This window comes from Psychrobacter sp. GW64-MNA-CIBAN-0177, assembly GCF_040309585.1.
GTDB classification, from domain to species: domain Bacteria; phylum Pseudomonadota; class Gammaproteobacteria; order Pseudomonadales; family Moraxellaceae; genus Psychrobacter; species Psychrobacter okhotskensis.
In genome coordinates, this window is record NZ_JBEOOY010000014.1 from 1 (window position 1) to 24,579 (window position 24,579).

The 24,579-nt window shown below is 43.6% G+C and carries 20 protein-coding genes and 1 tRNA gene; 14 read left to right on the forward strand and 7 right to left on the reverse strand.

Annotated features, from left to right (window positions below):
- Positions 1-388 precede the first annotated feature (388 nt).
- From AAEY79_RS09585 to AAEY79_RS09625, 9 genes are all read left to right on the forward strand, one after another.
- Positions 389-1,189 (forward strand): SDR family NAD(P)-dependent oxidoreductase, encoded by an 801-nt coding sequence (locus AAEY79_RS09585; protein ID WP_350588218.1) that lies wholly within the window; start codon positions 389-391, stop codon positions 1,187-1,189.
- Positions 1,190-1,334: 145 nt separating this feature from the next.
- Complete coding sequence (locus AAEY79_RS09590; RefSeq protein ID WP_025652989.1) at positions 1,335-2,480, forward strand: FAD:protein FMN transferase; 1,146 nt, start codon at positions 1,335-1,337, stop codon at positions 2,478-2,480.
- A 307-nt stretch (positions 2,481-2,787) separates the two neighbouring features.
- Complete coding sequence (gene nqrM, locus AAEY79_RS09595; protein WP_025652990.1) at positions 2,788-3,033, forward strand: (Na+)-NQR maturation NqrM; 246 nt, start codon at positions 2,788-2,790, stop codon at positions 3,031-3,033.
- 486 nt (positions 3,034-3,519) lie between these two features.
- On the forward strand, positions 3,520-4,788 hold the full coding sequence (locus AAEY79_RS09600; protein ID WP_227687632.1) for a CynX/NimT family MFS transporter: 1,269 nt from the start codon (positions 3,520-3,522) through the stop codon (positions 4,786-4,788).
- A 91-nt stretch (positions 4,789-4,879) separates the two neighbouring features.
- Positions 4,880-5,719: an arylesterase gene (locus AAEY79_RS09605; RefSeq protein ID WP_201566678.1), complete on the forward strand. Its 840-nt coding sequence runs from the start codon at positions 4,880-4,882 to the stop codon at positions 5,717-5,719.
- Entirely contained in the window at positions 5,716-6,438 is a 723-nt protein-coding gene (locus AAEY79_RS09610) for an ABC transporter ATP-binding protein (RefSeq protein WP_201582718.1), read from the forward strand. Before AAEY79_RS09605 ends, AAEY79_RS09610 begins: the two co-directional genes overlap by 4 nt.
- Positions 6,416-9,058 (forward strand): ABC transporter permease, encoded by a 2,643-nt coding sequence (locus tag AAEY79_RS09615; RefSeq protein WP_025652995.1) that lies wholly within the window; start codon positions 6,416-6,418, stop codon positions 9,056-9,058. Before AAEY79_RS09610 ends, AAEY79_RS09615 begins: the two co-directional genes overlap by 23 nt.
- A gap of 259 nt (positions 9,059-9,317) precedes the next feature.
- Entirely contained in the window at positions 9,318-11,033 is a 1,716-nt protein-coding gene (locus AAEY79_RS09620) for an AIPR family protein (protein WP_350588217.1), read from the forward strand.
- A gap of 267 nt (positions 11,034-11,300) precedes the next feature.
- Positions 11,301-12,620, forward strand: coding sequence for a valine--pyruvate transaminase (locus AAEY79_RS09625; protein ID WP_350588216.1), 1,320 nt, complete (start codon positions 11,301-11,303; stop codon positions 12,618-12,620).
- Between the two features lie 321 nt (positions 12,621-12,941).
- Here AAEY79_RS09625 and AAEY79_RS09630 read toward each other — a convergent pair whose 3' ends face one another.
- From AAEY79_RS09630 to hisB, 5 genes are all read right to left on the reverse strand, one after another.
- Positions 12,942-13,853, reverse strand: coding sequence for a DJ-1/PfpI family protein (locus AAEY79_RS09630; protein WP_350588215.1), 912 nt, complete (start codon positions 13,851-13,853; stop codon positions 12,942-12,944).
- A gap of 206 nt (positions 13,854-14,059) precedes the next feature.
- Positions 14,060-14,908 carry a hypothetical protein gene (locus tag AAEY79_RS09635; RefSeq protein WP_350588214.1) on the reverse strand — a complete coding sequence of 283 codons (849 nt, stop codon included), beginning with the start codon at positions 14,906-14,908 and terminating at the stop codon, positions 14,060-14,062.
- A gap of 61 nt (positions 14,909-14,969) precedes the next feature.
- Entirely contained in the window at positions 14,970-15,353 is a 384-nt protein-coding gene (locus AAEY79_RS09640; RefSeq protein WP_350588213.1) for a hypothetical protein, read from the reverse strand.
- Between the two features lie 142 nt (positions 15,354-15,495).
- Positions 15,496-16,140 carry an imidazole glycerol phosphate synthase subunit HisH gene (gene hisH / locus AAEY79_RS09645; protein WP_352288152.1) on the reverse strand — a complete coding sequence of 215 codons (645 nt, stop codon included), beginning with the start codon at positions 16,138-16,140 and terminating at the stop codon, positions 15,496-15,498.
- Positions 16,141-16,806: an imidazoleglycerol-phosphate dehydratase HisB gene (gene hisB / locus AAEY79_RS09650; RefSeq protein ID WP_101211854.1), complete on the reverse strand. Its 666-nt coding sequence runs from the start codon at positions 16,804-16,806 to the stop codon at positions 16,141-16,143.
- A 550-nt stretch (positions 16,807-17,356) separates the two neighbouring features.
- Here hisB and AAEY79_RS09655 point away from each other — a divergent pair.
- A complete protein-coding gene (locus AAEY79_RS09655) occupies positions 17,357-17,779 on the forward strand; it encodes a hypothetical protein (protein WP_173239079.1) in 423 nt (140 codons plus the stop codon).
- 111 nt (positions 17,780-17,890) lie between these two features.
- Positions 17,891-17,966 (forward strand) — tRNA-Phe (locus AAEY79_RS09660).
- Between the two features lie 99 nt (positions 17,967-18,065).
- On the opposite strand, the gene AAEY79_RS09665 is transcribed toward AAEY79_RS09660, so the two are convergent.
- Positions 18,066-18,431, reverse strand: a complete 366-nt coding sequence (locus tag AAEY79_RS09665; protein WP_350588211.1) for a hypothetical protein — start codon at positions 18,429-18,431, stop codon at positions 18,066-18,068.
- A 179-nt stretch (positions 18,432-18,610) separates the two neighbouring features.
- Here AAEY79_RS09665 and AAEY79_RS09670 point away from each other — a divergent pair, with 179 nt between their 5' ends.
- Positions 18,611-19,111 (forward strand): DUF4385 domain-containing protein, encoded by a 501-nt coding sequence (locus AAEY79_RS09670; RefSeq protein ID WP_201577890.1) that lies wholly within the window; start codon positions 18,611-18,613, stop codon positions 19,109-19,111.
- Between the two features lie 127 nt (positions 19,112-19,238).
- Positions 19,239-19,916 carry a phosphoglycolate phosphatase gene (locus AAEY79_RS09675; RefSeq protein WP_352288156.1) on the forward strand — a complete coding sequence of 226 codons (678 nt, stop codon included), beginning with the start codon at positions 19,239-19,241 and terminating at the stop codon, positions 19,914-19,916.
- Positions 19,917-19,943: 27 nt separating this feature from the next.
- Here the strand turns inward: AAEY79_RS09675 and AAEY79_RS09680 are convergent, their stop codons facing one another.
- Entirely contained in the window at positions 19,944-21,521 is a 1,578-nt protein-coding gene (locus tag AAEY79_RS09680; protein ID WP_101211858.1) for a YifB family Mg chelatase-like AAA ATPase, read from the reverse strand.
- A gap of 493 nt (positions 21,522-22,014) precedes the next feature.
- On the opposite strand from AAEY79_RS09680, the gene AAEY79_RS09685 reads away from it, so the two are divergent.
- A complete protein-coding gene (locus AAEY79_RS09685; RefSeq protein ID WP_352288159.1) occupies positions 22,015-24,528 on the forward strand; it encodes a penicillin acylase family protein in 2,514 nt (837 codons plus the stop codon).
- Positions 24,529-24,579 lie beyond the last annotated feature (51 nt).

The following is a 24,579-nucleotide window of genomic DNA, read 5'->3' on the forward strand; positions in this document are numbered from 1 at the left end:
ATAACGTGGCATGATTGGTCCTTGTGCCCCCATTTGGATTATTCTTTAGGGGTGACAACTATCCTGCCATAGGGGGGAAATGCCGTTATCAAATTGGGATTGCAAATGTAAAGAGTGAAAGAGAAAAGAGTTTACTTAGTTCTTGCATGGAATCAGAAGGTTATCGTTATACAAATGCTAGAGTAAATTAAAGAGAATACCTCTAGAGTTTATGTAGTGATGAAAAGTATTAGAAATTAAGGGCATCCTATTAGATGCCTTTTTTATTTTTTTAAATTTAATATATGATGGTATCCAGTTTGTGGTTTTAAAATAGAAATATTCTTAAGCTAAAAAAATCATTGGCTAAAGTCTATGAAAAACTTCAATTATTTAAGAAAGGATTCTTATGAAAACCAAAGTAAAAGAATTAACCATTTGGCTTACTGGTGCTTCTAGCGGTATCGGTGAAGCCTTAGCCATTGCTTTTGCCAAACGCGGTGCTCGGATTATCTTGAGTGGTCGTGATGAGGCAAAATTGGCAGCGGTCAAAAAAAGCTGCAAACACAGCAAAAAACATATCATTATGCCTTTTGATATTAGTGATGCCGAGCAAGCGAAAGAAGCCTATGACGCTGCTATCGCACAAGCAGGGAACATTGACTGGCTGATTAATAATGCTGGCGTCAGTCAACGCGCGCTTATTATGGAAACCAGTGAAGAGGTCGAACGGCAAATTATGGAGATAGACTATTTTGCGCAAACGCGTCTCACAAGATTGGTTTTGCCCAATATGATCGCACAAGGCGGCGGCAAAGTCGTGATGATATCGAGTGTGGCCGGCTTACTCGGTACGCAATATCGTGGCGCTTATGGGGCAGCCAAGGCAGCCTTGCATATGTGGGCGAACAGTTTACGTGCAGAATTGCATGATCAAGGCATAGAGGTTGCGACCGTATTTCCAGGCTTTATCCAAACCAACGTTTCTATTAACGCGCTGACAGGAGATGGTAGCGCCCAAGGTACCATGGATGAGGCGACCAATAAAGGACTGACTGCAACTGCTTTTGCCAAGCAAGTCGTTAAGGCGCTTAGTAACGATAAAGAATACATCATCGTTGGTGGCAAACAAGAAAAACTGGCCACGAGAGTCAATCGCCTATCACCGCCAAAGCTCTATAAGTTAATACGTGAGTCGCAAGTGAAATAATAAGCATAAATATACTAGGGACTCATTAACACGCTCGCTGACTTTTGCAATTTTAGAGTTATTGGCGTTATGGGTGGCAAGGGGTGTAAAATAGGCAACGCTTAACTAAAGCCACATTCACCCCTGATGCTATAGCAAAGAGCTTATGAAAAATTTAATGTATTCCTTGTCTACTAATAAAAACAACACTATCGCCCTATATGGCGTCATTGGTCTCATCGGTACAGTGAGCCTCACTGCTTGCCAGCAAACGCCAGATTATAATTATCTGAGCGGTGAGACGATGGGCACCAGCTACCATATTAGCTATCAACTACCGGATGATGTAGACGAAACTGCCATCCAAGCCGCGATTGATAAGCGTTTGCAAGATATCAATGACAGCATGTCCACTTATCAAGCGGACTCTACTATTTCTAAATTTAATCAATTAGGCAAAGATACGCCGATTGCTATCGACTCCGATTTCAGCCATGTATTAGAGGCGTCTAGGCAAGTCTATCAACAATCAGGCGGTGCCTTTGACCCGACAGTGATGCCACTGATTGAGACATGGGGATTTGGTAGCACCATGACGGTTGAGCGCCTACAAAGCCCGCCAACTGCGCTAGACATCGCGCAAGCAAAAGCCTTGGTAGACTTTGAGAGCGTGGTGCAAAACGACAACGGTCTTATTAAAACCAAAGACGGCATCGAGCTTGATTTTTCAGCAGTGGCAAAAGGCTACGGAGTTGACGTTATCGCTGACGTCCTCAAAAACAACTATAAAATCCGTAATTATATGGTCGAGATTGGTGGTGAAATTGCGACCTCTGGTGTCAATAACCAACAGCAACCGTGGCAAATTGCGATTGATGCGCCTATCGACGGTAGCACCGTTAGCGAACGCCAAACAATTACCGCCATCCGTCAACCGATGAACACGACGAATCAGATGCATCTAGCAACGTCAGGGAACTATCGCAACTCGGTCGTCTTTAATGGTAAGCACTATAGTCACACGATCGATCCCACCACTGGCAAGCCTATTGTTGGTGGTGCTCCTTCGGTCACCGTGGCTGCAGATTCGGTTGCGTTGGCAGATGCCTGGGCAACGGCACTGACGGCGATGCCTTATGAAAAGGCCTTAAAAGTCGCTAAGGAACAAAACCTAGCCGCGCTGTTTGTGATATTAGCTGACGGTATCAAGCCTAGTGATTCTTTAGCCAAAGAACGTTTAGACAGTATCGACGATTGGCAACTAGTACAGACACCGGCGATGATGAACCTGCGTGCTGATAAACAACCGTAAATTTCTAGGGCGTGTCCTCATTTTAGAAATGAGGATAAAAGCAAGGTAAATTGCTGTCAAACAAGGAAAATAGCGCAGATCATATCGATGATATTATCTAGCTATTTGATGATGTTTGGCCGATATTTGGCGATGTTTAACCACTTTTAGCCTATTTAGATCGCTATCGGTTGAATTGAGGGCATGCCCTAGTGTAATGCTGTAAAGAACACCCTATTAGTATCAACGAGCAATGCAAAAATTTGCTATACTATTAGTAAGTTATCTTTACTGATGACTGCCCTATTTTTAAAACGAGGCCTCCTCTATGCTTAGCCAACTACTTCCCATGCTTGCTATTACCTTTACTGTATTTATCCTATTCTTTGTGTTTATGGGTATCGGTTATATGGTCAAAAAAAAGCCGCTTAGAGGATCTTGCGGCGGCGTTGCAAAACTGATGGGCGATGAAAACTGCTCGTTTTGTGGTAACGATCCTAACAAATGCGATTCAATCATCGCAGAGCAGCAAGAAAACGCGCTTAGAGCTGCTCAATTAGGCAAATCTGTATAAAGGTCACATTGGTTACCATACGCTGGTAGCATTTACCTTACATCTGTTCTTATAATAGCGTCTAGTCACTTTGAAAGTGGCTGGCGCTATTTTTTATTGTGCCATCAGCTGTTTATATGCTTGGTTTTAGATCAGTTGTCCATAAAAGGGTGAGTGAAAAAAGTGCCAATAATAGCTTCAGCGCGCCTGATGCCGTAGCCACGTTATGTGTGATTGACGACAATCAATCTCTCAAAGCCATACTCGTATAGGCTATTACTCATATATAAAGCCACTACCCATACATTATGTTTACCCTAGCTTATAGGGTAACAAGCTCGTACTCCTTGCGCTGTGCAAGTAATGTCTAGTTCTGATTTGCGATTCTGATTGATAATGTTAGTCACCGTTTAGGTGCGTTTTCCTTAGTGTTATTTATCAGCGACGATTCTTCGGCGTTGTTTAATGACGTGTCCTTTTTCTCATTTTAATAATAGTCGTGCTGCTATGTCTACCTCCTCCCATTTGCCGTCTGATTTGCCACCACAGTCTCACCCAGATACCTCGTCAGCGTTTAAGCTGCCTTCATCGCGCTTCACTTTTTGGCTCGTACTATGCGCCATGATATTACTGGCGACCAATATGCGTGCGCCTATTGTCGCCCTTGGCTCTATTGCACCAGTGGTGCAAGAGGCGCTCAATATCTCTGAGACGCAGATTGGTTGGCTGGGTGCGGTGCCGATGCTAACGTTTGCAGTGGGCGCGCTTATCGCACCAACGATTGGTAAGCGCTTTGGTCTTGAGAATACGCTCATTGCGATGATTGGTTTATTAACGGCAGGTATGATTATTCGTACTGTCATACCAACTTGGCTGGGATTCTTAACGGGTACTTTATTACTGACCTTGGCTATCGGCTTTGCTAACACCTTGGCGGCACCCGTTATCAAGCAGCGCACTCCGCAACATATTCCATTGATTACTGGCCTATTTAGCCTGACCATGACGGTGTCTGCGGGTATTGTCGCAGGGGTGGTATTACCGTTATCTGAAAGTGTCGGTTGGCAATGGTCGCTCGGTGGTTGGTCGTTGTTGGGACTATTTGCCCTAGCGATTTGGGTATTTTTGCGTTTTAGTTTGGGCTCTTCTAATCATCAAGCTGCTGTTTTGCCGCCCTCAGGATCTTCAAAGATTTCGATGTGGCGCACGGCCTTTGCTTGGCAGATCGCGGTCTTTATGGGTTTGCAGTCACTACTGTTTTATACCGTTGCCAGCTTTTTACCTTCTATTTGGGTCAGTAAGGGTTTAACTCCAGTTGCTGCTGGCCAGATGGGCTCGGTGTTTCAATTTATGGCGCCGCTCTCTATTTTAAGTTTGACTTGGCTCGTCAATCGTGGCCGCCCTATTCAAGCGCTCGCGATCTTAGCTGCGGTGCTCAACGTCATTGGGGTGTTAGGAGTCAGTTATCTAACCCCTGATTTAGCTTGGCTGTGGTCAGGTTTGATGGGAGCAGGTTGTTCTGCTATCTTTACGCTCAGTATGATGCTGTTTTCCCTGCGCACTTATACCACCAACCAGTCCAGCGAGCTATCGGGCATGGCGCAGTTCGTTGGTTACTTGCTAGCCTTCTTTGGTCCGTTAGGCACAGGTTGGCTACATGAATTAACTGGTAATTGGGGCTTAGCACTGTTACTTATGCTGATCCTGATGGTGATTAATGTCGGTTTTGCGTGGTTAGTCAGTCGCCCCATTATGGTCGACGGACAGAAGGCTTAAGATAGAATTAACCTACTTGCCGTAACTTTACCCTTATATTGACTATCACTTTATTTTGCTAAACTGGTTCGATTGATTAAGAGATACTTACATGATGAAAAATAACAACCTTAGCTTAATTAAGCGGTCTATTTTTAGCGTAACTATCGGGATTTTTAGCATAGCTTTGCTGTTAAGTGGCTGTCAAAAACCTGCTGAAACAGAAGCTGCTAACGAGCCACAAACCACTGAAACGGCAACGGTTAATAAGCCTGTAGTGGTTGAAGGAGCGGCAAGTATCAGTGCTACGGATCAGGAAGAAAAGTCACAACCTATAACCATTTTAGCCCTTGGCGATTCACTAACCGAAGGCTTAGGTGTCGATCCTGATGATAACTATCCTGCGCAACTAGAAGCTAAGCTCAAGCAAATGGGCTATACCAATGTAGATGTGGTCAATTCAGGTCTCAGTGGCGAAACCAGTAACGGATTAGTCAATCGTCTCGATTGGGTGAGCCAGACCGAACCTGATATCACGATATTAACTATTGGCGCTAATGACGCGATTCGCGGTCTCGATGTGGCAACGGTTGAAAAAAATATTCGTACCGCGGTTACCCATCTACAAGATAATGGTAGCGAAGTCATCTTGGGTGGTATGCAGATTTATGACAATCTCGGTAATGATTATGTCAAATCCTTCTCAGCTATCTATCCACGCATCGCTGAAGATATGAATCTTAAAATGATCCCGTTCTTTTTAGAAGGCGTTGGCGGTGACCCTGAGCTTAATCAGGCCGACGCTATTCACCCGACTAAAGAGGGTTATACCATTATTGTTAATAATAATATCTTGCCAGTGCTTGAACCTGAGGTCGATAGAATGCTGCAATCCATGCAAGCAAACTCGCTAACCCCTGTAGAAACGCCTACCACTGAGACTACGCAATGAGCCTAACGAAAGCTAATAATGTGAATCTTGCCTCCAACCAAGAAGTACTGCTCCGCGCTACTGGCTTAACCAAAACGGTCTCGGTAGGCGAGCGTTCGCTGACAATTATTAAGAACGTCGATATCCATGTCAATGCTGGCGAGTTCGTGGTGATTATGGGTAAGTCCGGCTCAGGCAAATCAACTTTGCTTGGCTTACTAGCCGCGCTCGATTATCCTAATAGTGGCTCGGTTAAATTGGCAGAGCAAACCTTAAGCAATCTTGATGAAGATAAACTCGCCGCTATTCGTCAACGCGATATGGGTTTTGTCTTTCAGTCCTTTCATCTATTGCCAACTTTAACTGTCGCTGAAAATATCGCCTTCCCGCTCGATATCGCTCGTCGTCCCGATCAAGCGCGCGTTGATGAATTAATAGAAGCCGTCGGATTGGGTCATCGCCGTGATAGCTTACCGAGTCAACTATCAGGCGGTGAACAGCAGCGTACTGCTGTCGCGCGCGCTTTGGTTTCACGCCCTAAAATTGTCTTCGCTGATGAGCCAACAGGTAATCTAGATGAGCAAAACGCTGATCAAGTCATGCAGCTATTATTAGATCTACGTCAACAAACAGGATCCGCGCTAGTGGTAGTCACTCATGATCCTGCGCTTGCCGAGATGGCGGATCGGGTGATTACTATGCATGATGGGATGATAGATGGATCAAAAGTTAATGGATAATACTGCTAATAATGATAAGAATAGATTATCTAGCGATAAATCAAATCAAAGCTTAATGTCTACTATGCTTGCTGTCTTTGCCTCTACTTTAGGCACTAAAGCCTTAACCCGTAGCTGGTGGCGACGTTGGGTTTATCCGGTTTTATTCCTAATTACCTTAACCTTATCACTTGCCACTTATCTAACCCTTGATTCTATTCAGCAATCTGTCGATAAATACATCACCGATAATCAGCGCGCGCTCGTCGGTGGCGACTTAGTGTTAGAGGCCAATCAGGAGTGGCCTGCGCAAATCATAGAACAAGTCAAAGATTTGCCTGATGACCAAATCGTTTACGATTATCAGTTTAGCTCAATGGCAGTGACCGATCAGCAAACTTTACTCGTCCGCGTCAAGGGCGTCACCCCTGCTTATCCGCTATACGGTGAAGCCCAAACTGCTTCAGGCAAACCTCTATGGCAACAGCTCAAACCTAACACCGTAGTCGTCGCGCCAGAAGTCATGCAGGGTCTTAACGCTAGCGTTGGCGATACTATCAAAATCGGTGAAGCTGAGTTTACTATCAGCGATATACTGACCAAAGAGCCCGATCGTCCGCTAAGTGCCTTTGATTTTGGCGGGCATGTATTGATGCAAGAGGACGGCTTAGCCGCGACTAACCTGTTAGGTCAGCGTAGCCGTGTGCGTTATCGTATCGAGATAGCAGGTGACGCGGAAACCATCACCACGTTAAATGAGCAATTACAGCAAACCTTAGTCAGCTATCCTGACATTCAGCTCTCTGATATAGACTCTGAGGACACGCAAGTCTCGCGTATCTCTGACAATGTATTGATGTTTTTAAAGCTGCTGGTTATCGCGGTACTGCTATTATCAGCGGTCGCTATGTACGGCGTTATCACCGCTTTTGTCACGAAGCAGCAGTCTAATAATGCCATTCGTATGGCGATGGGCGAACCGGTTAGGCAGATTAAAGCCAGTTATTATCGGTTATTATTGACCACTTCGATCATCGCTAGTATCGCCGCTACTGTGCTCAGTCTCGGGCTATTACAGATTGGTCAGCCCTATCTGTCGGCTATCTTGCCTGCCGATATTGGTTTGGCTATTAACCCTATTAGCATTGTCAAAACGCTTATTATCGCTATCCTACTGACGATAGTGATTACCCAGCGCGGTCTCAGTGAGCTGAGCACCACTACCCCTGCTACCCTACTCAATCAAGGCGCTAGCCAAGCCGCTGCCGATCAATCTTGGTTTCAACGTTTGCCACTGCTGTCGTATACGGTGATGTTTATCGGTCTCTATCTGTTCTTCGCTTATGAAGTCGGCTCATGGATATTATCCGCGCAATTACTCATTGGCCTAATTGCCTTTGTCGCGGTGTTTTGGCTATTGGCTCGAAGTTGGTTAGGGCTGCTAGCGGGCATTGCTAAGCGTCGTAAAGTCAGTTGGATGCAGCGTATCGCCATTCATAATCTGGCGCGTAAAGGCAATCAATCGGCATTATTTTTTGTGACCTTAGCGCTATCTGTAGCGGTATTGACGCTGATTACCACTCTCAATCACAGCATCAACGCGCAGTTCGTCGATGCTTATCCAGAGGATGCGCCCAATATATTCTTGCTCGATGTACAAACCGAACAGCATGAAGCGATCAACAATATACTCAAAGCGCCTGTCAGCTATTATCCTGTCATTCGCGCGCGCGTGGTCACCGCTAATGACGTTGCCGCTGCCGATATCGATGCCCCTGACAACCAAGACGACCCGACGCGAGTGTTTAACTTAAGCTACGCCGATAGCGTAATGGATACCGAGTTTATTAGCGATACCGCGACTCAAGATAAGCTCTATACGCCTATCAAAGATCAAGATCCGCAAACCTCAAAGCTACAACAAGTACAGCCACTATCTATCTTAGATACCGCAGCCGATATGCTTAATGTTGGCATGGGCGATCAAGTCGTCTTCAATATTCAAGGTATCGAGCTGACGGGTCAAATCACTAGTATCCGCTCAAGGTTTGAACGTGGCCCAAGTCCGTTCTTCTATTTCTTGTTTGAGCCAGATATTTTGTCTGCGGCGCCGCAAATCCAGTTCGCTACGGCGCATGTAGCCGAGGCCAGTATTCCAGAGCTGCAAGGTCAGCTAGTACGCCAGTTCCCTGCGGTAACCACCATCGATGGTACCGCTATCGCGGAGCAAATCCAAGACTTAGTGATGCAGATGAGTCGCTTGGTCTATGTCTTTACGCTACTGGCGTTATTGACTGGGATTATGGTACTTATCAGCTCGCTACTCTCCACTTCACAAGATCGGATGCAAGAAAGCGCCTCATTCCGATTATTAGGGATGCAGAAGTCTGATTTATATAAGCTCAATATCTTGGAGATTGGCGTACTTGGCGTTAGCGCAGCGGTGTTTGCGATGACTATCGCTAGTGTTGGCGCGTGGTTTGCCATTACCCAGTGGTTCAATCTACGCTTTAGCGTGCCGTGGGTAAATCTAGCTATTGGTGGCGGATTGCTCCTCGCCTTGCTGCTAGGTATTGCGATTATTTATGTAAGATTGGTGATTGGGCGTGGGATTATGGCAAGGGTTCGGGCTATGGTTTAGGTGTATTCAATTTTGGCTTTATGCAAAAACCCCTTAATTGAGGGTTTTTAACTTTATATTACTTATTTTTCTGAGCTAGACGACGAATACACCTTGGTGCGTCTCTTGGCACGTAGCTACCTCAAAGCTTAACTATCGAAAATTAATCAGCCCGTTATGATAAATTCTGCTATCAGAGCTAAAAAGCTCCTTCGGGAGCGATTTTGTTGTAAGATATTGACTTTAAAAATTAATCCAAAATGTAAGAAAAGGTTCTATCATGAGCAATGAAAAAATAATACTTGAAGGCTGCATTAAAGCTTTTAAAGAGAGTAATGAGATTGATTTGTCTGATAGTGAATTATTCGAGATTTTTTCATTAACTCAAATCCATAAAGATAGTAGCGTGACATACGAAAATATATTATCTTCAATTGTCGATGGTAGTAATGATGGTGGTATCGACTCCATTATGATTTTTATTAATGATGAATACATAGATAATATAGATAATTTAGATAACTTCAATTTTACTAACAAAACTAATGCTAAATTCATTATTTCGCAATGTAAGAAAGCAAGCTCCTTCAAAGAAGGTATAATTGACAAACTTATCACTACAGTTCCCGTTTTATTCAACCTAGAAAACGAGGAAGAGCTACTACTATCTCGTTTCAATTCAGATTTAGTTAATCAAGCATTGTTATTAACTGAAGTTTGGAAAAAAACTGCTACCAGTGGAGGAAAGATATCTTTAGATTATCTCTATATATCAAATGCTCCTAGCAAAAATTTTAATACAGTTTTTTCTCAAAAGGCAGAGCAGTTAGTCGAAATATCTCAGAAAATATTTAGCACTTCCGATATAAATTTTTCTGTCTATAGCTCTAAAGAGCTACTCGAATTATACCAACAGCAGAAGTCCAATCGTAATACTATAGAATTTAAAGATAGACCATTATCGACAGAATTTGATAATTATGGTATTGGGTATATTGGGACTGTTAAGTTAGGAAACTACAAGGAGTTTTTAACAGCAGAAAACGGAGGTATTCGTGATGATCTTTTTGAAAGTAATATTAGACACTTTCAAGGATCAGTAGATGTAAATAAGCGGATACGGGAATCAATAGAAAACCCTTCGAATGAGGATTTCTGGTGGTTAAATAATGGTATTACCATTATTGCAGAAGAGCCAAAAGAAGTAGGGAAGAAATTATCTATTGAAAACATACAGATAGTAAATGGCTTACAAACTTCTTACTCTATATACAACTATCATAACCTAGATATGGATGATAATAGATCAGTTCTAGTTAAAGTCATAATAAATACAAATAAAGAAACGACTGACCATATTATCGCTTCCACCAATAGTCAAAACCCTGTCTCTGCTACTTTGTTACGTGCAACAGAACCCGTACAAAGACATTTGGAATTATTTTTCTTAAATGAAGGCTATTATTATGATAGACGGAAAAACTACTATAAAAATCAAGGGAAACCAGCGACGAAAATATTTAGTATTCAACTAACAGCTCAAGCGGTTCAATCTATTGCTTATAACGATCCACATACAGCTAGATCGCGTCCAACCTCTTTGTTAAAAACGGAAGCTAATTATAATAAAATATTTGATCCTAAGAAGGATTTTAAACCGATGTTCAACTGCTGTCTTATATATAAGAAAGGGCATAGTTATTGGCTAAAGCATTCTGATAGTAAAGAGAAGAGTAAAACATCGAATTTTAAATTACACTTAGGTATGATAATTTCTAGAATTTATTTTAAGAAGACAAACGTTTCTTTTGAAGATATATCTATTATTGATCTATCTCTGATTACTCAAAATATTTTCGAAGAAGCAATAAATTTTCTAGCTAATAGCATTGATAATTACTTACTAGCCAATTCAGAGAAAAATCTAATCAACATTGCAAAAAGTAAAGAGTTTACTGATTATCTGCTAGAACAGTTAAATAACAAATTTAAATAAATATGTTAGAAATTGCGCATTCTAATTCATTTAGATTAAGTTTTTAATTATCTTAAAGAACTTTTCAGTAACAAGGCTTTTCAGCACTGATTGAATTGGTATCTTGGCTCCAAAACCCCAAGCCCCTAAAACAGCAAATCCGAAACGCTCGCTATTGATTTGGCGGGCGTTTTTTTATTACGCTTATACGCGTACCCCGCATTTGCTATAATAGCGCCACTTTGCACACAAATAACTCCTACCCCTCATTAGCCCCACGGTACTCTTATGAAATTCTCAAAGTTCGGTCAGAAATTTACCCAGCCCACTGGTATCTCGCAATTGATGGATGACTTGGGCGATGCGCTAAAAAGCGATCAGCCAGTCAATATGTTAGGCGGCGGTAATCCTGCCAAGATTGAGGCGGTGAATGAGCTGTTTTTGCAGACTTATCGAGAGCTTGGCAATGATAATGATACAGGCGAAGCGAATAGCACCTCAATCATCAGTATGGCGAATTATTCTAATCCGCAGGGCGATGCGGCTTTTATCGAGGCTTTGGTCAGCTTTTTTAATCGTCATTATGATTGGAATTTGACCGCAGAAAATATCGCTTTGACCAATGGTTCGCAAAATGCCTTTTTCTATTTGTTTAACTTGTTTGGTGGTGCTTTCGCTGACGAACAGAGCGAATCTATAGACAAATCTATCCTACTACCGCTAACGCCTGAATATATTGGCTATAGCGATGTGCATGTCGAAGGTCAGCATTTTGCCGCAGTATTGCCACATATCGACGAAGTGACTCATGATGGCGAGGACGGATTTTTTAAATATCGGGTGGATTTTGAAGCGTTAGAGAACTTGCCCGCGCTCAAGGAAGGTCGTATTGGCGCGATTTGCTGCTCGCGTCCGACCAATCCAACGGGTAACGTACTGACCGATGAGGAAATGGCGCGGTTAGCTCAGATTGCCAAGCGTTACGAGATACCACTGATTATCGATAATGCCTACGGTATGCCCTTCCCTAATATCATTTATTCAGACGCGCATCTCAATTGGGATCATAATACGATACTGTGCTTTAGCTTATCTAAGATTGGCCTGCCCGGTATGCGTACCGGTATTATCGTCGCCGATAGCGAAGTGATCGAAGCGGTCAGCGCCATGAATGCGGTGGTGAATTTAGCACCGACACGTTTTGGCGCGGCGATTGCGACGCCACTAGTAGCGGATGATCGTATCAAGCAACTCTCCGATGACGTGATCAAGCCTTTTTATCAGCAGCAAGCTAAGACAGCAGTGAAGCTATTAAAAGAAGCGTTGGGCGATTATCCGCTAGTGATTCATAAGCCAGAGGGCGCGATATTTCTGTGGTTATGGTTCAAGGATTTGCCGATTAGCACCTCTGAGCTTTATGAGACTCTCAAAGAAAAAGGTACGCTTATCGTGCCGAGTGAGTACTTCTTCCCTGGTGTCGATATCAGCGATTATAAACATGCACATGAGTGTATCCGCATGAGTATTGCGGCGGATGAAGACACGTTGACTAAAGGTATTGCAGTGATTGGTGAGGTGGTGAGAAAGCTTTATGATGAGTCTAAATAATAATTTTCCATTGTAGAAACTAAAGAACGGACTATTTAGTAGTCCGTTTTTTTGTTATCAAAATCACCTTTAATTAAGTTTCAAAACTAAGTTTCATTACCAAATAGTGTAATATTGTATAACTATTTGCTGGGCTGAAGCCACAGCCTACGCGATTTTAACTATATTATTGCTAAGTCAAATCTTATGTATCTTATAAGTCATTGCTTAAGATACTTTGTACTAACAAGCTAAGTTATGTCGTAGGCTGGCGCTTTAGCCCAGCATTGCAACTTTGCAAAATCAAAATATAGTACTTCAAACTGACGTCGCGAAGTCCTTTTAGCCAAGCTCTTTTAGCAAAGCTTTAGCGCTGATCTTACCAAAGTCATTAGCCGCTAATGGCCCATCACCTGAGATCAGCTTTCTATCTTGATGCGTCTGTCCTGAGGCCAGCTTATTATTAATCGTAACGCCCAAATCTTCTAACTTTTCTGCAAAGTACCACGGCATAGGTCCCGGCAAATAACCGATTTTTGGCATTTGCTTATCCATAACCGTTGGGAACGCGACCATCTCATAGCCTTTAAAAATAAAGTCTTTATTAGCGTTATTGTCTGCATCTGAGCTATCAGTACTTTTTAAATTAGCCGCCAATAAAGCCGCTGGTCCATGACAGATGGCTAAGGTAAATAGATCCTTCTCATGACCCCAACGCAGCAACTCACCAAGACTATAATCTTCAGGTAAGCCTAACATCGCACCATGACCGCCGGGAATGAAGATAGCGGCGTAGTCGTCACTTTTAGCCATGTCATTTTTGACAAAGTCATCGATACCTTTTGGCTTATTCAGCTTAGACTCGTATTCGCTATAGATTGCTTTGACGTCGTCATCCTTGTCTGGCATGGCCCACTGCTCAACCTTTACCGGCTCACCAGTTGGGGTAAATACATCTACCTCAAAGCCTGCCTTTTTAAAGTGCAGTAACGGAACCATCATCTCAACTGGATGATTGCCTGTATCGAACTTTTTATCATTGGTCATGGTCATGTATTGCTGCTCGGTGCAGACCATCATGATTTTTTTATTACCTGTATAAGGCGTGTCATAATCGGTATTATCATAGTTAGTTTTGCTCGGTGCTGCTATCTTGAGCGAGGATACGGAGGGAATATAAACTCCTTCCTCAATTTGTATTGGTTCTAAACCCAACGTATCTTTAGCTTTATCTAATAGGTCTTGGATATTCATAGTGACTCCTTTTTGATAGTTTTTTATTATTGATAGTCATAGATAGCTGAATCGATAAACCTGATAGGCATATCGATTTGGCTATTGTCTGAGAGTAAGGTAGCAAACTAAGGAGGGCTTAAATAGAGGAGAGTTTTTATGTTTCGTAAGCTTTGTAAGGGGTCGGTTGTTAAGTTGCAGAGTTTTCTATCTAACAACTAACCACTCTATAAATCAACTTTTATCCTAATATACTGCGTCTGTGCATTGACGCGACCGCCTATCTGCATGGCACTAGCGCTATGAGTCACCGCTACATATAAATAGCCGTCTCTCGCCCAAAATATATCAGCAGGATCAGTGATAGGCATCCAATTTTTAAAGCCTGCATTCATAACAGGGATGATCTCTCTGCCTTTAACTTTATAGAGTCCGAGATCGGTATGACCCTCGTATGGGTTGGCATAAGCTGAGATGATATAGCGTTTATTTGGTGAGAGATAAGGATAAGCTGAAAACTCTTGAGTTAAGAACCCTTCAACTTGATCAAACATTTGATAGTTCTGACTCTCCCAACGCAGTACTTCAACCAGATGCTGATCTAAGGCATCTATTTGGCCGATATATCTATACGTTTCGCCATCATCGTCACTATCGATATCTACTAGTTTCAAAGAGTCCTTAACCAGTTGAATGGATATAACGCCATCTTGTTTTTTAATCGCGTTTTTATGTGATAAATAATCGACAGCGAGCGCACGTTTTTTCTCAAAAAAGGCTTTATCTATTAATTCAATTTTAAGATAGTCATTGAGTACTTTGCCAGCTGGAAAAAATTGATCTTTTTTGCCTACTGACAAATGCGTTATTCGATTTAACTCATTAGTATCAAGTAATTTGACAGGTACAGGTGTTGCGTGGGCTGATGGTTTTTTAATGGAGGGGTTTGTCGATTTAATGACATTCTGAGCAGCTACTGCCGAATGATAACTGCCAAAGCTAAGTAGCAAAGCGGTTACTACCAGAAGAAGGTTAGCAGCGTAAGGCTGAAACTTTGTGGAGATAGATATAGTCATAGCGCCTCTTTCAGGTTTGAGAAACAACCGCATTAATTTACCTTATTTTTATGATAATCAACTAAGATCGTTTTTTTAATAATCTAACGGGTGGCGCAGGTGCGGTGGGACGAAAAATCTTAGTCCATTTATTCAACCCATAGAGCACGTAAGGTATCAGGCAAGTATTGATCAAATCATGGAGACTTGCCTTGATGTCTACCATTCCTAATGCAAAAAGCCCTCTCGGTCTAATGATATGGCGGTTGTCTAAATACTCACCCAATAAAGCAATACCCGTGACGACGATTAAAGCTATAAAGGACTTAATACCTTGCTTTTTAATAATAGGCAGCAGCACAAGCAGACACAAAAGATAGACGCCGACACCGACATAGATATGCAGAGCATCTTTAGCCAGTCCGGTTACTTCAATAATATCGATTTTAAAGGTGGTGAAATCCACTAGAGTATTCCAAATATAAGCAAGTAGAAAATAACTGAGAGTATAGCTAAAAATTTATAACTGAACATAAAAAAGGCAGATTATACAATTGATAATCTACCCTCATACTAAAATAAATATTCATTTCACGTTTAGCGTCTCTCTAAATATTCCATTCGACGAAGTTTTTGAGCAGTTGCAAACCTGCAGTGTGGCTTTTCTCTGGATGGAACTGGGTCGCAAATAAATTGTCTTGAATGATACTGGCACAAAACGGTTGACCATAATCACAGATAGACGCCACTTGTGAGCTGTCGGCAGGCGCACAGTAATAGCTGTGCACGAAGTAAAAATGGGCGTTGTCCTCGATACCATGCCACAATGGATGATCAACATCCATACCGCTGATGGTATTCCAACCCATATGCGGGACTTTAATAGTCGCACCTTGTTCGTCTTGCCACGTCGGGTCAAACGCTTCTACGCTACCTTTTAAAATACCAAGGCAATCTGTACCACCATTCTCAGATGACTGCTCAAATAACGCCTGCATACCGACGCAGATGGCCATGACAGGCTTGTTGAATATCGCCTGACGTACAACCCCATCAATGCCTGCTTCATGCATGCCAGCGATACAGTCGCGCATGGCACCGACACCGGGGAAGACTATTTTGTCCGCCACCGCTGCGATTTTTGGGTCATTAGTGATAGAGACTTCTGCGCCAACGCTCGACAGTGCTTTACTGACAGAGTGCAAATTACCCATGCCATAATCTAATAGTGCAATCTTTGTAGCTCTACTCATCTAGAACGCCTCTTTGGTCGACGGCAAGGTATTCAAAGCGCGCTCATCATATTCGCAAGCCATACGTAGCGCACGAGCAAAGGCTTTAAAGGTTGATTCAATCTGGTGATGGCTATTTTTACCTTTGAGGTTGTCTAAATGCACCGTCATCCACGAGTGATTGACGAAGCCGTAGAAGAATTCGCTAAATAGATCCACATCGAATTTGCCCACGTGTGAGCGAGTAAAAGGAATGTCCATATGCAAACCCGGACGACCTGATAGATCAACGACTGCACGCGTCAAGGCTTCATCGAGTGGCGCATAAAAATGCCCATAACGACGAATGCCCTTCTTATCGCCTAAAGCTTTATTAAAGGCTTGACCAAGCGTGATACCCGTATCTTCTACACTATGATGATCATCAATGAAAGTATCGCCGGTACATTTGATATCTAAGTCAAACAAACCGTGACGCTTGATTTGATCAATCATATGATCCAAGAATGGCACGCCAGTGTCTACCGTGCCTTGACCCGTACCATCAAGATTAACGGTACAGGTAACTTGCGTCTCTGCAGTAATACGCTCAACGGTGGCGATACGTTCAGGGCGACCGTGTAGGTTTACATTGGAAGATTGGTTTTGCCCAGTTGTATTGGCTGTCGTTGTTGAATTGGCGGTCATGGCTACTCTCTATTAATGAAAAGCGGTCAATAAAATAGGACGAAAAAGCGCCCAAATCATTCTTACTAGCGTCTAAAACAAATAAAAATAAAACAATTAAGCTTAGGGTCTGTTGAACATTCAGAATTTTTACTAAAAATTCTTATTAAAAAAGCCAAAATATTAGGGCGTGTCCTCATTTTAAAAATGGTCATAAAAATGAGATAAATTGCCGTCAAACGAGGAAAATAGCGCAAATAATATCGGGATATTAATCAGTTATTTGACGATGTTTGGTAAAGTTTAGCCATTTTTAGCCTATTTAGATACAATCGCTTGGATTGAGGACACGCCCTAGACTTTATGCACATAAAGCACTGTCTATCATCATCATAGCAAACCCTAACCACTCCTGCCACGACCGAGCAGTAAACCACGCACAAAATCGTGTCATTCTGCTAAAATAGTGGATTCAGTTTTATCAATCATTACTCGCGCCGACTCTGAGAACCCATACTCTACGGCCCTACACTCCATGACATTGTGCTGTCTCACATTATAGGAACCGATTATGCCCTTAGAAGCGATTGCCATCAACCGTTTGGATGCGCCACTTATCAAAAAACCTGCACGTGAGAATGAACTCTCGGAGCGCTTGCATGATTTGTATGACAGCGATGATAACCAGCCAAGTGGTCTCGAGGTATTAAGCCTCGTTGAGCAGGGTTTTAAGCGTGGTCAAACGCTTTACGTCGGTATGTTCAATGATAAGCCCATCGCTGCTGTTGCCTGCTTTGACGATGGACAGACCAATGCCAAGCGCTTGCAATATCTTACTGTTCATAGCCAAAATCGTGGTCGTGCTATCGATGCCAAGTTTATTAAACTGGTTTATGATGCCGAAGTAAAAAAAGGCGTGCGTGAATTCGTCCCTGTTGATGCGGATATTCATCGTATTATGAGCGAGTATGAGCTACTGCGCGTTAAGGATTAATCTTAAGGTTAAAACCTTATATTTGACTATTTATGCCTTTTTATCGCCTATTATGCAAAAATCACTTGACAGTAACGTCTATATTTAGTTTAATAGCGCCTCAACGAAGACGGCTCGATAGCTCAGTCGGTAGAGCAACGGATTGAAAATCCGTGTGTCGGCAGTTCGAACCTGCCTCGAGCCACCATTCGTTTAAGAATTCTAAAAAGCTCCAAACAGCAATGTTTGGGGCTTTTTTTATGGCTGTCGTTAATAGCATTTATTGTTTGATCCATAGCATCTGTTATCAGAGTCGCCGACGCAACAACACCTCGCAACGCTCGCGTGAATCCAAGTCATAAATAGTGGCACGGTAATCAATACCGTGACGGCCTTCAAAAAACACCACCCGATCGCCCACGGCTAAAAAACAAGAAGTACGCGCGTCATAAATAAAACCATCAATGACGAATGCCAAATCACGATCTATCTCGCGTACCGTATAGGTCTCACCTTGCGGAACCAAACGCTCAAACCATGCGCTATGGGCAACATTGGTGCTTAGCACACTTATCAGCAGCAGCGCTGATATCATAAGTACCCTTTTTAACGACATCGCAAAAGTCGCGCCAGCTAAGCTGATTTTATTTAGGATATTTTTATTAACTGTCATGACCTTAACCTACTCAAACCTGCTCAATGATTGATTCTGTTCGCTATGCTACTTATGCTAAACGCTTACTGTCACGGTTGCATAACATTTCTGTGCTGTTTTTTAGACGGCAGTGCTCAGTATACTCGATAGCAATGATAATGCTAAATAAGACAGATAAATGCTAATAGGGATAAGCGATGAGAGAGTTTGATTATGATTTGGATTATAAAAACCTAGACTTGCGGGCGCAGCCTGAGCTGTATCGCGTCGGTCGCGGTGAGCAAGGCGTATTATTGGTAGAGCCTTATAAGTCTGAGATACTGCCGCACTGGCGCTTCGCCACGCCTGATATTGCAACTGAAAGCAGCGAGACAATTTATCAAATGTTTTTAGATTATCTGGCTGCCGATGACTTTGTCGGTGCCGATATGGCGCGCAAATTTATCCAAATGGGTTATACCCGCGCCCGTCGCTATGCCAATCATAAAGGCGGTAAAAAATATAAAGGCCCAGTACCTGATGATAAAAAAGGCCAAAGCGGCGCACATGGTCGTGCAGAGCTACCACGGCAAGAGGAAGATCCGATTAAAGCAGAGTCCGCGCGTATTTTTAAACAAAAATGGGATGAGTGCCGCGAGAACAAAGAGTATCTAAAAATGAAAAAAGAGCATCGTGAACGCTACAAAGATATCGAGTGACTGCTGATGTTTATGATATTAAGAACAGTAAATAACTAAATTGACTGGTCTCAAAACACTACTGTGCTAAGGTATGGCACGATATACCAAACATAATAAATATAACGACTTTCAATAGTGAGGAATAATGGATAAGCAACTTTTAATTTTTGATTTCGACGGCACTTTAATCGATAGCGTACCAGATTTGGCTGATGCGACCAATGCGATGCTGACCACGCTCGGCAAAGAGACCTACCCTATTGACAGCATACGTAATTGGGTCGGCAATGGCTCAAGAATGCTGGTCGAGCGCGCGATGGTGGGTAAGGTAGAGGTGTTAGAAGGTGAGTTGACGGTCGAGGAAGCTGATCATGCCGAGCAGGTATTTTTTGAGGCTTACAATAATATTAGCGGTAGCAAAACCGTTGCCTACCCATATGTCGATAGCGGACTAAAGAAGCTGAAAGATGCAGGCTATACGTTGGCATTAGTGACCAACAAGCCGATTCGCTTTGTTCCCAAAATATTACAATCCTTTGGCTGGCAGGATTTGTTTGCTGAAGTGCTGGGCGGTGATAGTCTAGCTGTTAAAAAACCAGACCCCGCGCCGCTACTGCATGTTTGTGACGCTTTAGATGTAACTCCAGCACAAGCGGTCATGATTGGTGACTCAAGAAACGATATATTGGCAGGACAAAACGCTAATATGGACACCCTTGGACTGTCTTATGGTTATAACTATGGGCAGGATATTCGTGAGCTCAATCCTACCGCAGCGTTTGATGACTTTGTCACACTGGTTGATTATCTTTTACAAGGATAAATGATAAATTACTGAACATCACGCCAGCTACTTACTACGATAGCTCAATGCTTCAGACACATGGGCACTCGTGATATCGGTACTGTCAGCGAGGTCTGCGATGGTACGAGCAACGCGCAAAACTCGATGATAACCACGAGCAGATAAATTCAAGCGTTGCTGAGCCAACTGCAATAACTGCTGCTCGCCCTCTCCTAGTTGAATATATTGATCAATCTCGCTAGGACTTAGCTCATTATTGACCTTTTTTTGCCGCTTTAATTGATGTTTGTGGGCGGCAGCGACCCGAATTCGCACTTGCTCGGAGGTTTCACCCGCTTGAGCATTTTGCAAGTCGGCGATAGGTAGCGCCGGCACAGTAATATGCAAATCAATGCGATCGAGTAATGGGCCTGATAGCTTATCTTGATAGCGCTTAATCTGCTCGGGACGACAACGACATCTTGCTGAGCCGTCACCATCATAGCCACATGGGCACGGGTTCATCGCTGCCACCAATTGAAAGTTGGCTGGAAAGGTCATCTGCGAGTTGGCACGACTGATGGTAATTTGCTTCGCCTCTAATGGTTGGCGCAGCACCTCCAACACAGTACGATCAAACTCCGGTAATTCGTCAAGGAATAACACGCCTTTATTGGCAAGGGTAATCTCACCCGGTTTGGGACGTGAGCCACCACCGACCAAAGCCACGGCTGATATGGTGTGATGAACTTGGCGAAATGGCCTTGTCCCATAATCATAATCACTGTCTGCGACCGAATAGGTGCTAGCAACTTCTAACGCATCCTCAGCACTCAAATCTGGCAAAATAGTCGGTAGCCGCGAGGCCATCAACGTCTTACCTGAACCGGGAGGGCCTGTAAACAACAGCGAATGTCCACCAGCAGCGGCAATCTCTAAGGCTCGCCTCGCATGATGTTGGCCTTTGACATCAGCCAAGTCCACTTTATAACCCGTGTGTTTTTCTATCGCAGCTGGCGGTACAATCGCTAAGCGCTCATAAGTAGCATTTGGATTGGTCAAAGATTGCAGATGATCGCAAACGGCTTTTAGACTATCCGCTGCCAATATCTCTACACCCTCGACACGGCTAGCTTCAGCACCATTATCGAGCGGCACGATTAACTGCGGCGTTTGTGGTTCTTTATCCTGCTCCGTCAATTCTGATTCATCATTATCTGCTGTCTGTAATACTTTGGACGCCAACACTTCCGCCTTTATGGCTCTAGCAACGGCCAAGCTGCCAGTGACTTGCCGCAAATTTCCATTTAATGCAAGCTCACCGATAAACTCAAACCCTGCTAGTACCTCTGGATCCAACTGATCGCTGGCTGCCAAGATGCCAATAGCAATAGGCAAATCCAGCCGTGCGCCATCTTTTGGCAGGTCTGCTGGTGCTAGATTAATCGTCAGGCGACGATTGGGAAACTGAAATCCAGAATTAAGAATCGCTGAGCGCACTCTATCTTTACTCTCGCGCACAGCAGCTTCTGGCAGACCGACGATGGTCAATGCGGGCAAGCCTTGTGACAAATGCACCTCAATAATGACTTTTGGCGCATGCAAACCGACGACTGAACGGGTATAGACTTGGGCAAACGACATCAGCGTTTCCTGATACAGGGAGCTATTGATAATAGAGCATTATTTATCAACGCGCAAATGTCGTGTTTTTTATCATTCGAATGGCTTGATTGCTGCTAAACGTCTATTTTCTAGTACGCATCCTAGACCGTGCCCTCATTTTAAAAATAGTGATAAAAAGGAGGTAAATTACAGTCAAACAAGGAAAACAGCGCAGATAATATCGAGATATTAGCCAACTACTTCACGCCCTCATCTTTTAATAAATGTTACCTATTAAGTTTTTAATGATTAACACCATGATTTGAAAGAATAAAATAATTATTAACTTTTATTTTTGTCTGACAAATAATTTTGTTAACTGACTAGCAAAGTATTTTCTTTTGGGTATATGATTAGTGAGTATTTGTACACTAAAAGCAACAATAGCAATTTATTGAGCGTTTAAAGCAGGCTAGATAAATGGATTATCAGCGCCTTAAATCGTAAAAACTAACCATGGATGGTGAAAACAATGAATATGTTGATTAGAAATCAGCGAGCGCCCACGCTCACGCTACTCACAATGGCCGTGTCCTTAGCGTTATTCGGCTGCTCGGATAATGACAATAGCTTTAACGATGACGATATCGATACCCCTGCCGCGACATATGAGGCCGATATTCAGCGTACCCAGTTTGGTATCCCCCATATTACTGCCAAGGATTATAAGGGGCTGGGTTATGGTGTCGGCTATGCTTTCGCTGAAGATAATATCTGCTCGCTCGCACATGAAATCGTAGTGGCCAGTGGTCAGAGCATGCTGTATTTGGGCGATGAAGGCAATATGGCCAGCGATGTATTTTATACCTGGTATAACTCTCCAGAGAGGCGCAGCAGTTTTTTAGCGGCGCAAGATCCAGAGGTTATCGATGCTGTAACAGGCTATGCGGCAGGTTATAGTCGCTATCTGCGTGATACAGGCGTTGACAATATTGATCCCGATTGTGCTGGTGTCGAGTGGGTACGCGAAATCGATATCAATGATCTGCTCACACTTTATGGCAAAGCCAATCTACGCGGTGGGCTTTCTAACTTCGTCGGCGCGATTGTGGCCGCGACACCGCCGGTAGAAAATAGCGTAATGGGCAGCTCTAGAATGCGTAGCGCTAACATAGATCCAGTCGTAGAATCCGCGCCAAAATTCGATATGACGACGATTAATGTGATGGATGGTGGTAGTAATGCTTATGCCTTTGGTAGCGAGGTCACCGGCACTGACAGTGGCGTAATGTATGGCAATCCTCATGAGCCATGGGAAGGCGTTCAGCGGTTTTATGAGTTTCATTTAACAATGCCAGGCAAGCTTGACGTGATGGGGGTCGGTCAGCAAGGTCAACCCTTCCCTAATATTGGTTTTAATAAGGACGTCGCGTGGAGCCATACCGTCTCTACCGCCAAACGCTTCACCCTTTACCAGCTCAATCTGGTGGCTGGTGATCCGATGAAGTATATCTATAAAAACAGTGATGGTGCCCTTGAGCAGCGTGATATTGAAGCCGTTGATGTGACCATCCAGCTCCCTGATGATCAGACCCTAGTCCGACCCATATACTTATCACAATATGGACCTATGCTAGCGGCCAATACCCTTAGTGATCTTTTGCCAACGTGGGGCGCTAACAATCTGGCTTATACGATTCGCGATGCCGCTTCAGAAAATCCACGTGCGTTAAATCAATGGCGCAGTATGAACCAAGCCACTAGTGTAGAAGATCTGGTCGATAGAATGCAGGACACCCTTGGTCTTGGGTTCGTCAATACCATCGCGACTGACCGTTACGGCAAGGCGCTCTATGCTGATATCTCAACCGTGCCGCATGTGACTAAAGAGCAGCTAGAAGCCTGTAGTGCCAATGCAGGGCCTTTCCTTGGGGCTTTGGTCGCAGCAGACTTGCCAGCACTAAACGGTAGCGATGCTGCCTGCGAATGGGGCACTGATGCGGACTCGCCACAAGCGGGTATTTTTGGTCGCTCAAACTTGCCATTTTTGATTCGTGATGACTATGTCGAAAACTCAAATGACAGCTACTGGTTGAGCAATCCTGAGGAGCCATTGACCGGATTCTCGCCATTATTACGTCGGCGTTTAGTACCTTTCTTAGGGCCTAATCCCGTAGATGGCGTTCCCCTACTGATGCGTACTCGCATGGGACTTACTCAAATATTGGATCGACTAAGCAATAAAGACGAGCTTGGCGGCAATACTTTTAATCTGGAAAATATGCAAGAAGTCGTCTATGGCAACCGTAGCTACGTGGCGGAGCTGGTACTCGATGATGTATTGGCTGATTGTAATGACAACGCTATGTTACCGCTATCCACTGGCGGCAGTATCGATGCCACGCAAGCCTGTACGGTTTTAAGCAACTGGGACCGCCGTGACAACCTTGATAGCAAAGGCGCACACGTCTTTAGAGAGTTTTGGAACAATGTCAACTTCACCGAAACCACTGACGCCGCATTTGAGGTCAAATTCGACGTCAACGACCCCGTCAATACGCCACGTGATCTCATCATTAATGACAATACGCGTACCGCTTTGGGTGATGCGATTGCTTACTTTAATAGCAAAAACATAGCCCTCGATGCAAGTTTGGCTGATTTGCAGTACGTGATTGATGCCGGTAAGAATAACGAAAAAATCTCTATGCATGGCGGACTTGGTCGTGAAGGGGCTTTCAATGTCGCACAGTCTCGAGGTAGAGAAATCATTAGAAATGGCGTTAAGACGACAACCACAACAAACAGTGACGGTACTTACGGCCCCATTATTAATGGCCCCACCTATATGCAGACAGTGACCTTTGATGACAAAGGACCGATCGTAGAAGCGTTATTAGCGTACTCACAATCAGCAGATAGCACGCGGCCTTATCACCGTGATCAGACGCGTCGCTACTCTGCCAAAGATTGGATTCGTGTCCCCTTTAGTGCTGGCGAGATATCCGCGCAAGCAGTTGGTGATAAGATTGAATTAAGAGAATAATCTGAGGATCATTTGCAGTAACTATCGGTAAACGTATACACAAGACCTCAG

Coding starts and splice junctions, on each gene's coding strand:
- AAEY79_RS09635 (WP_350588214.1), bottom strand. CDS start 14,908: ATGACTATATCTATCTCCACAAAGTTTCAGCCTTACGCTGCTAACCTT.
- AAEY79_RS09590 (WP_025652989.1), top strand. CDS start 1,335: ATGAAAAATTTAATGTATTCCTTGTCTACTAATAAAAACAACACTATC.
- AAEY79_RS09675 (WP_352288156.1), top strand. CDS start 19,239: ATGGATAAGCAACTTTTAATTTTTGATTTCGACGGCACTTTAATCGAT.
- hisH (WP_352288152.1), bottom strand. CDS start 16,140: ATGAGTAGAGCTACAAAGATTGCACTATTAGATTATGGCATGGGTAAT.
- AAEY79_RS09600 (WP_227687632.1), top strand. CDS start 3,520: ATGTCTACCTCCTCCCATTTGCCGTCTGATTTGCCACCACAGTCTCAC.
- AAEY79_RS09655 (WP_173239079.1), top strand. CDS start 17,357: ATGCCCTTAGAAGCGATTGCCATCAACCGTTTGGATGCGCCACTTATC.
- AAEY79_RS09610 (WP_201582718.1), top strand. CDS start 5,716: ATGAGCCTAACGAAAGCTAATAATGTGAATCTTGCCTCCAACCAAGAA.
- AAEY79_RS09620 (WP_350588217.1), top strand. CDS start 9,318: ATGAGCAATGAAAAAATAATACTTGAAGGCTGCATTAAAGCTTTTAAA.
- nqrM (WP_025652990.1), top strand. CDS start 2,788: ATGCTTAGCCAACTACTTCCCATGCTTGCTATTACCTTTACTGTATTT.
- hisB (WP_101211854.1), bottom strand. CDS start 16,806: ATGACCGCCAATTCAACAACGACAGCCAATACAACTGGGCAAAACCAA.
- AAEY79_RS09670 (WP_201577890.1), top strand. CDS start 18,611: ATGAGAGAGTTTGATTATGATTTGGATTATAAAAACCTAGACTTGCGG.
- AAEY79_RS09685 (WP_352288159.1), top strand. CDS start 22,015: ATGAATATGTTGATTAGAAATCAGCGAGCGCCCACGCTCACGCTACTC.
- AAEY79_RS09625 (WP_350588216.1), top strand. CDS start 11,301: ATGAAATTCTCAAAGTTCGGTCAGAAATTTACCCAGCCCACTGGTATC.
- AAEY79_RS09665 (WP_350588211.1), bottom strand. CDS start 18,431: ATGACAGTTAATAAAAATATCCTAAATAAAATCAGCTTAGCTGGCGCG.
- AAEY79_RS09615 (WP_025652995.1), top strand. CDS start 6,416: ATGGATCAAAAGTTAATGGATAATACTGCTAATAATGATAAGAATAGA.
- AAEY79_RS09680 (WP_101211858.1), bottom strand. CDS start 21,521: ATGTCGTTTGCCCAAGTCTATACCCGTTCAGTCGTCGGTTTGCATGCG.
- AAEY79_RS09585 (WP_350588218.1), top strand. CDS start 389: ATGAAAACCAAAGTAAAAGAATTAACCATTTGGCTTACTGGTGCTTCT.
- AAEY79_RS09630 (WP_350588215.1), bottom strand. CDS start 13,853: ATGAATATCCAAGACCTATTAGATAAAGCTAAAGATACGTTGGGTTTA.
- AAEY79_RS09605 (WP_201566678.1), top strand. CDS start 4,880: ATGATGAAAAATAACAACCTTAGCTTAATTAAGCGGTCTATTTTTAGC.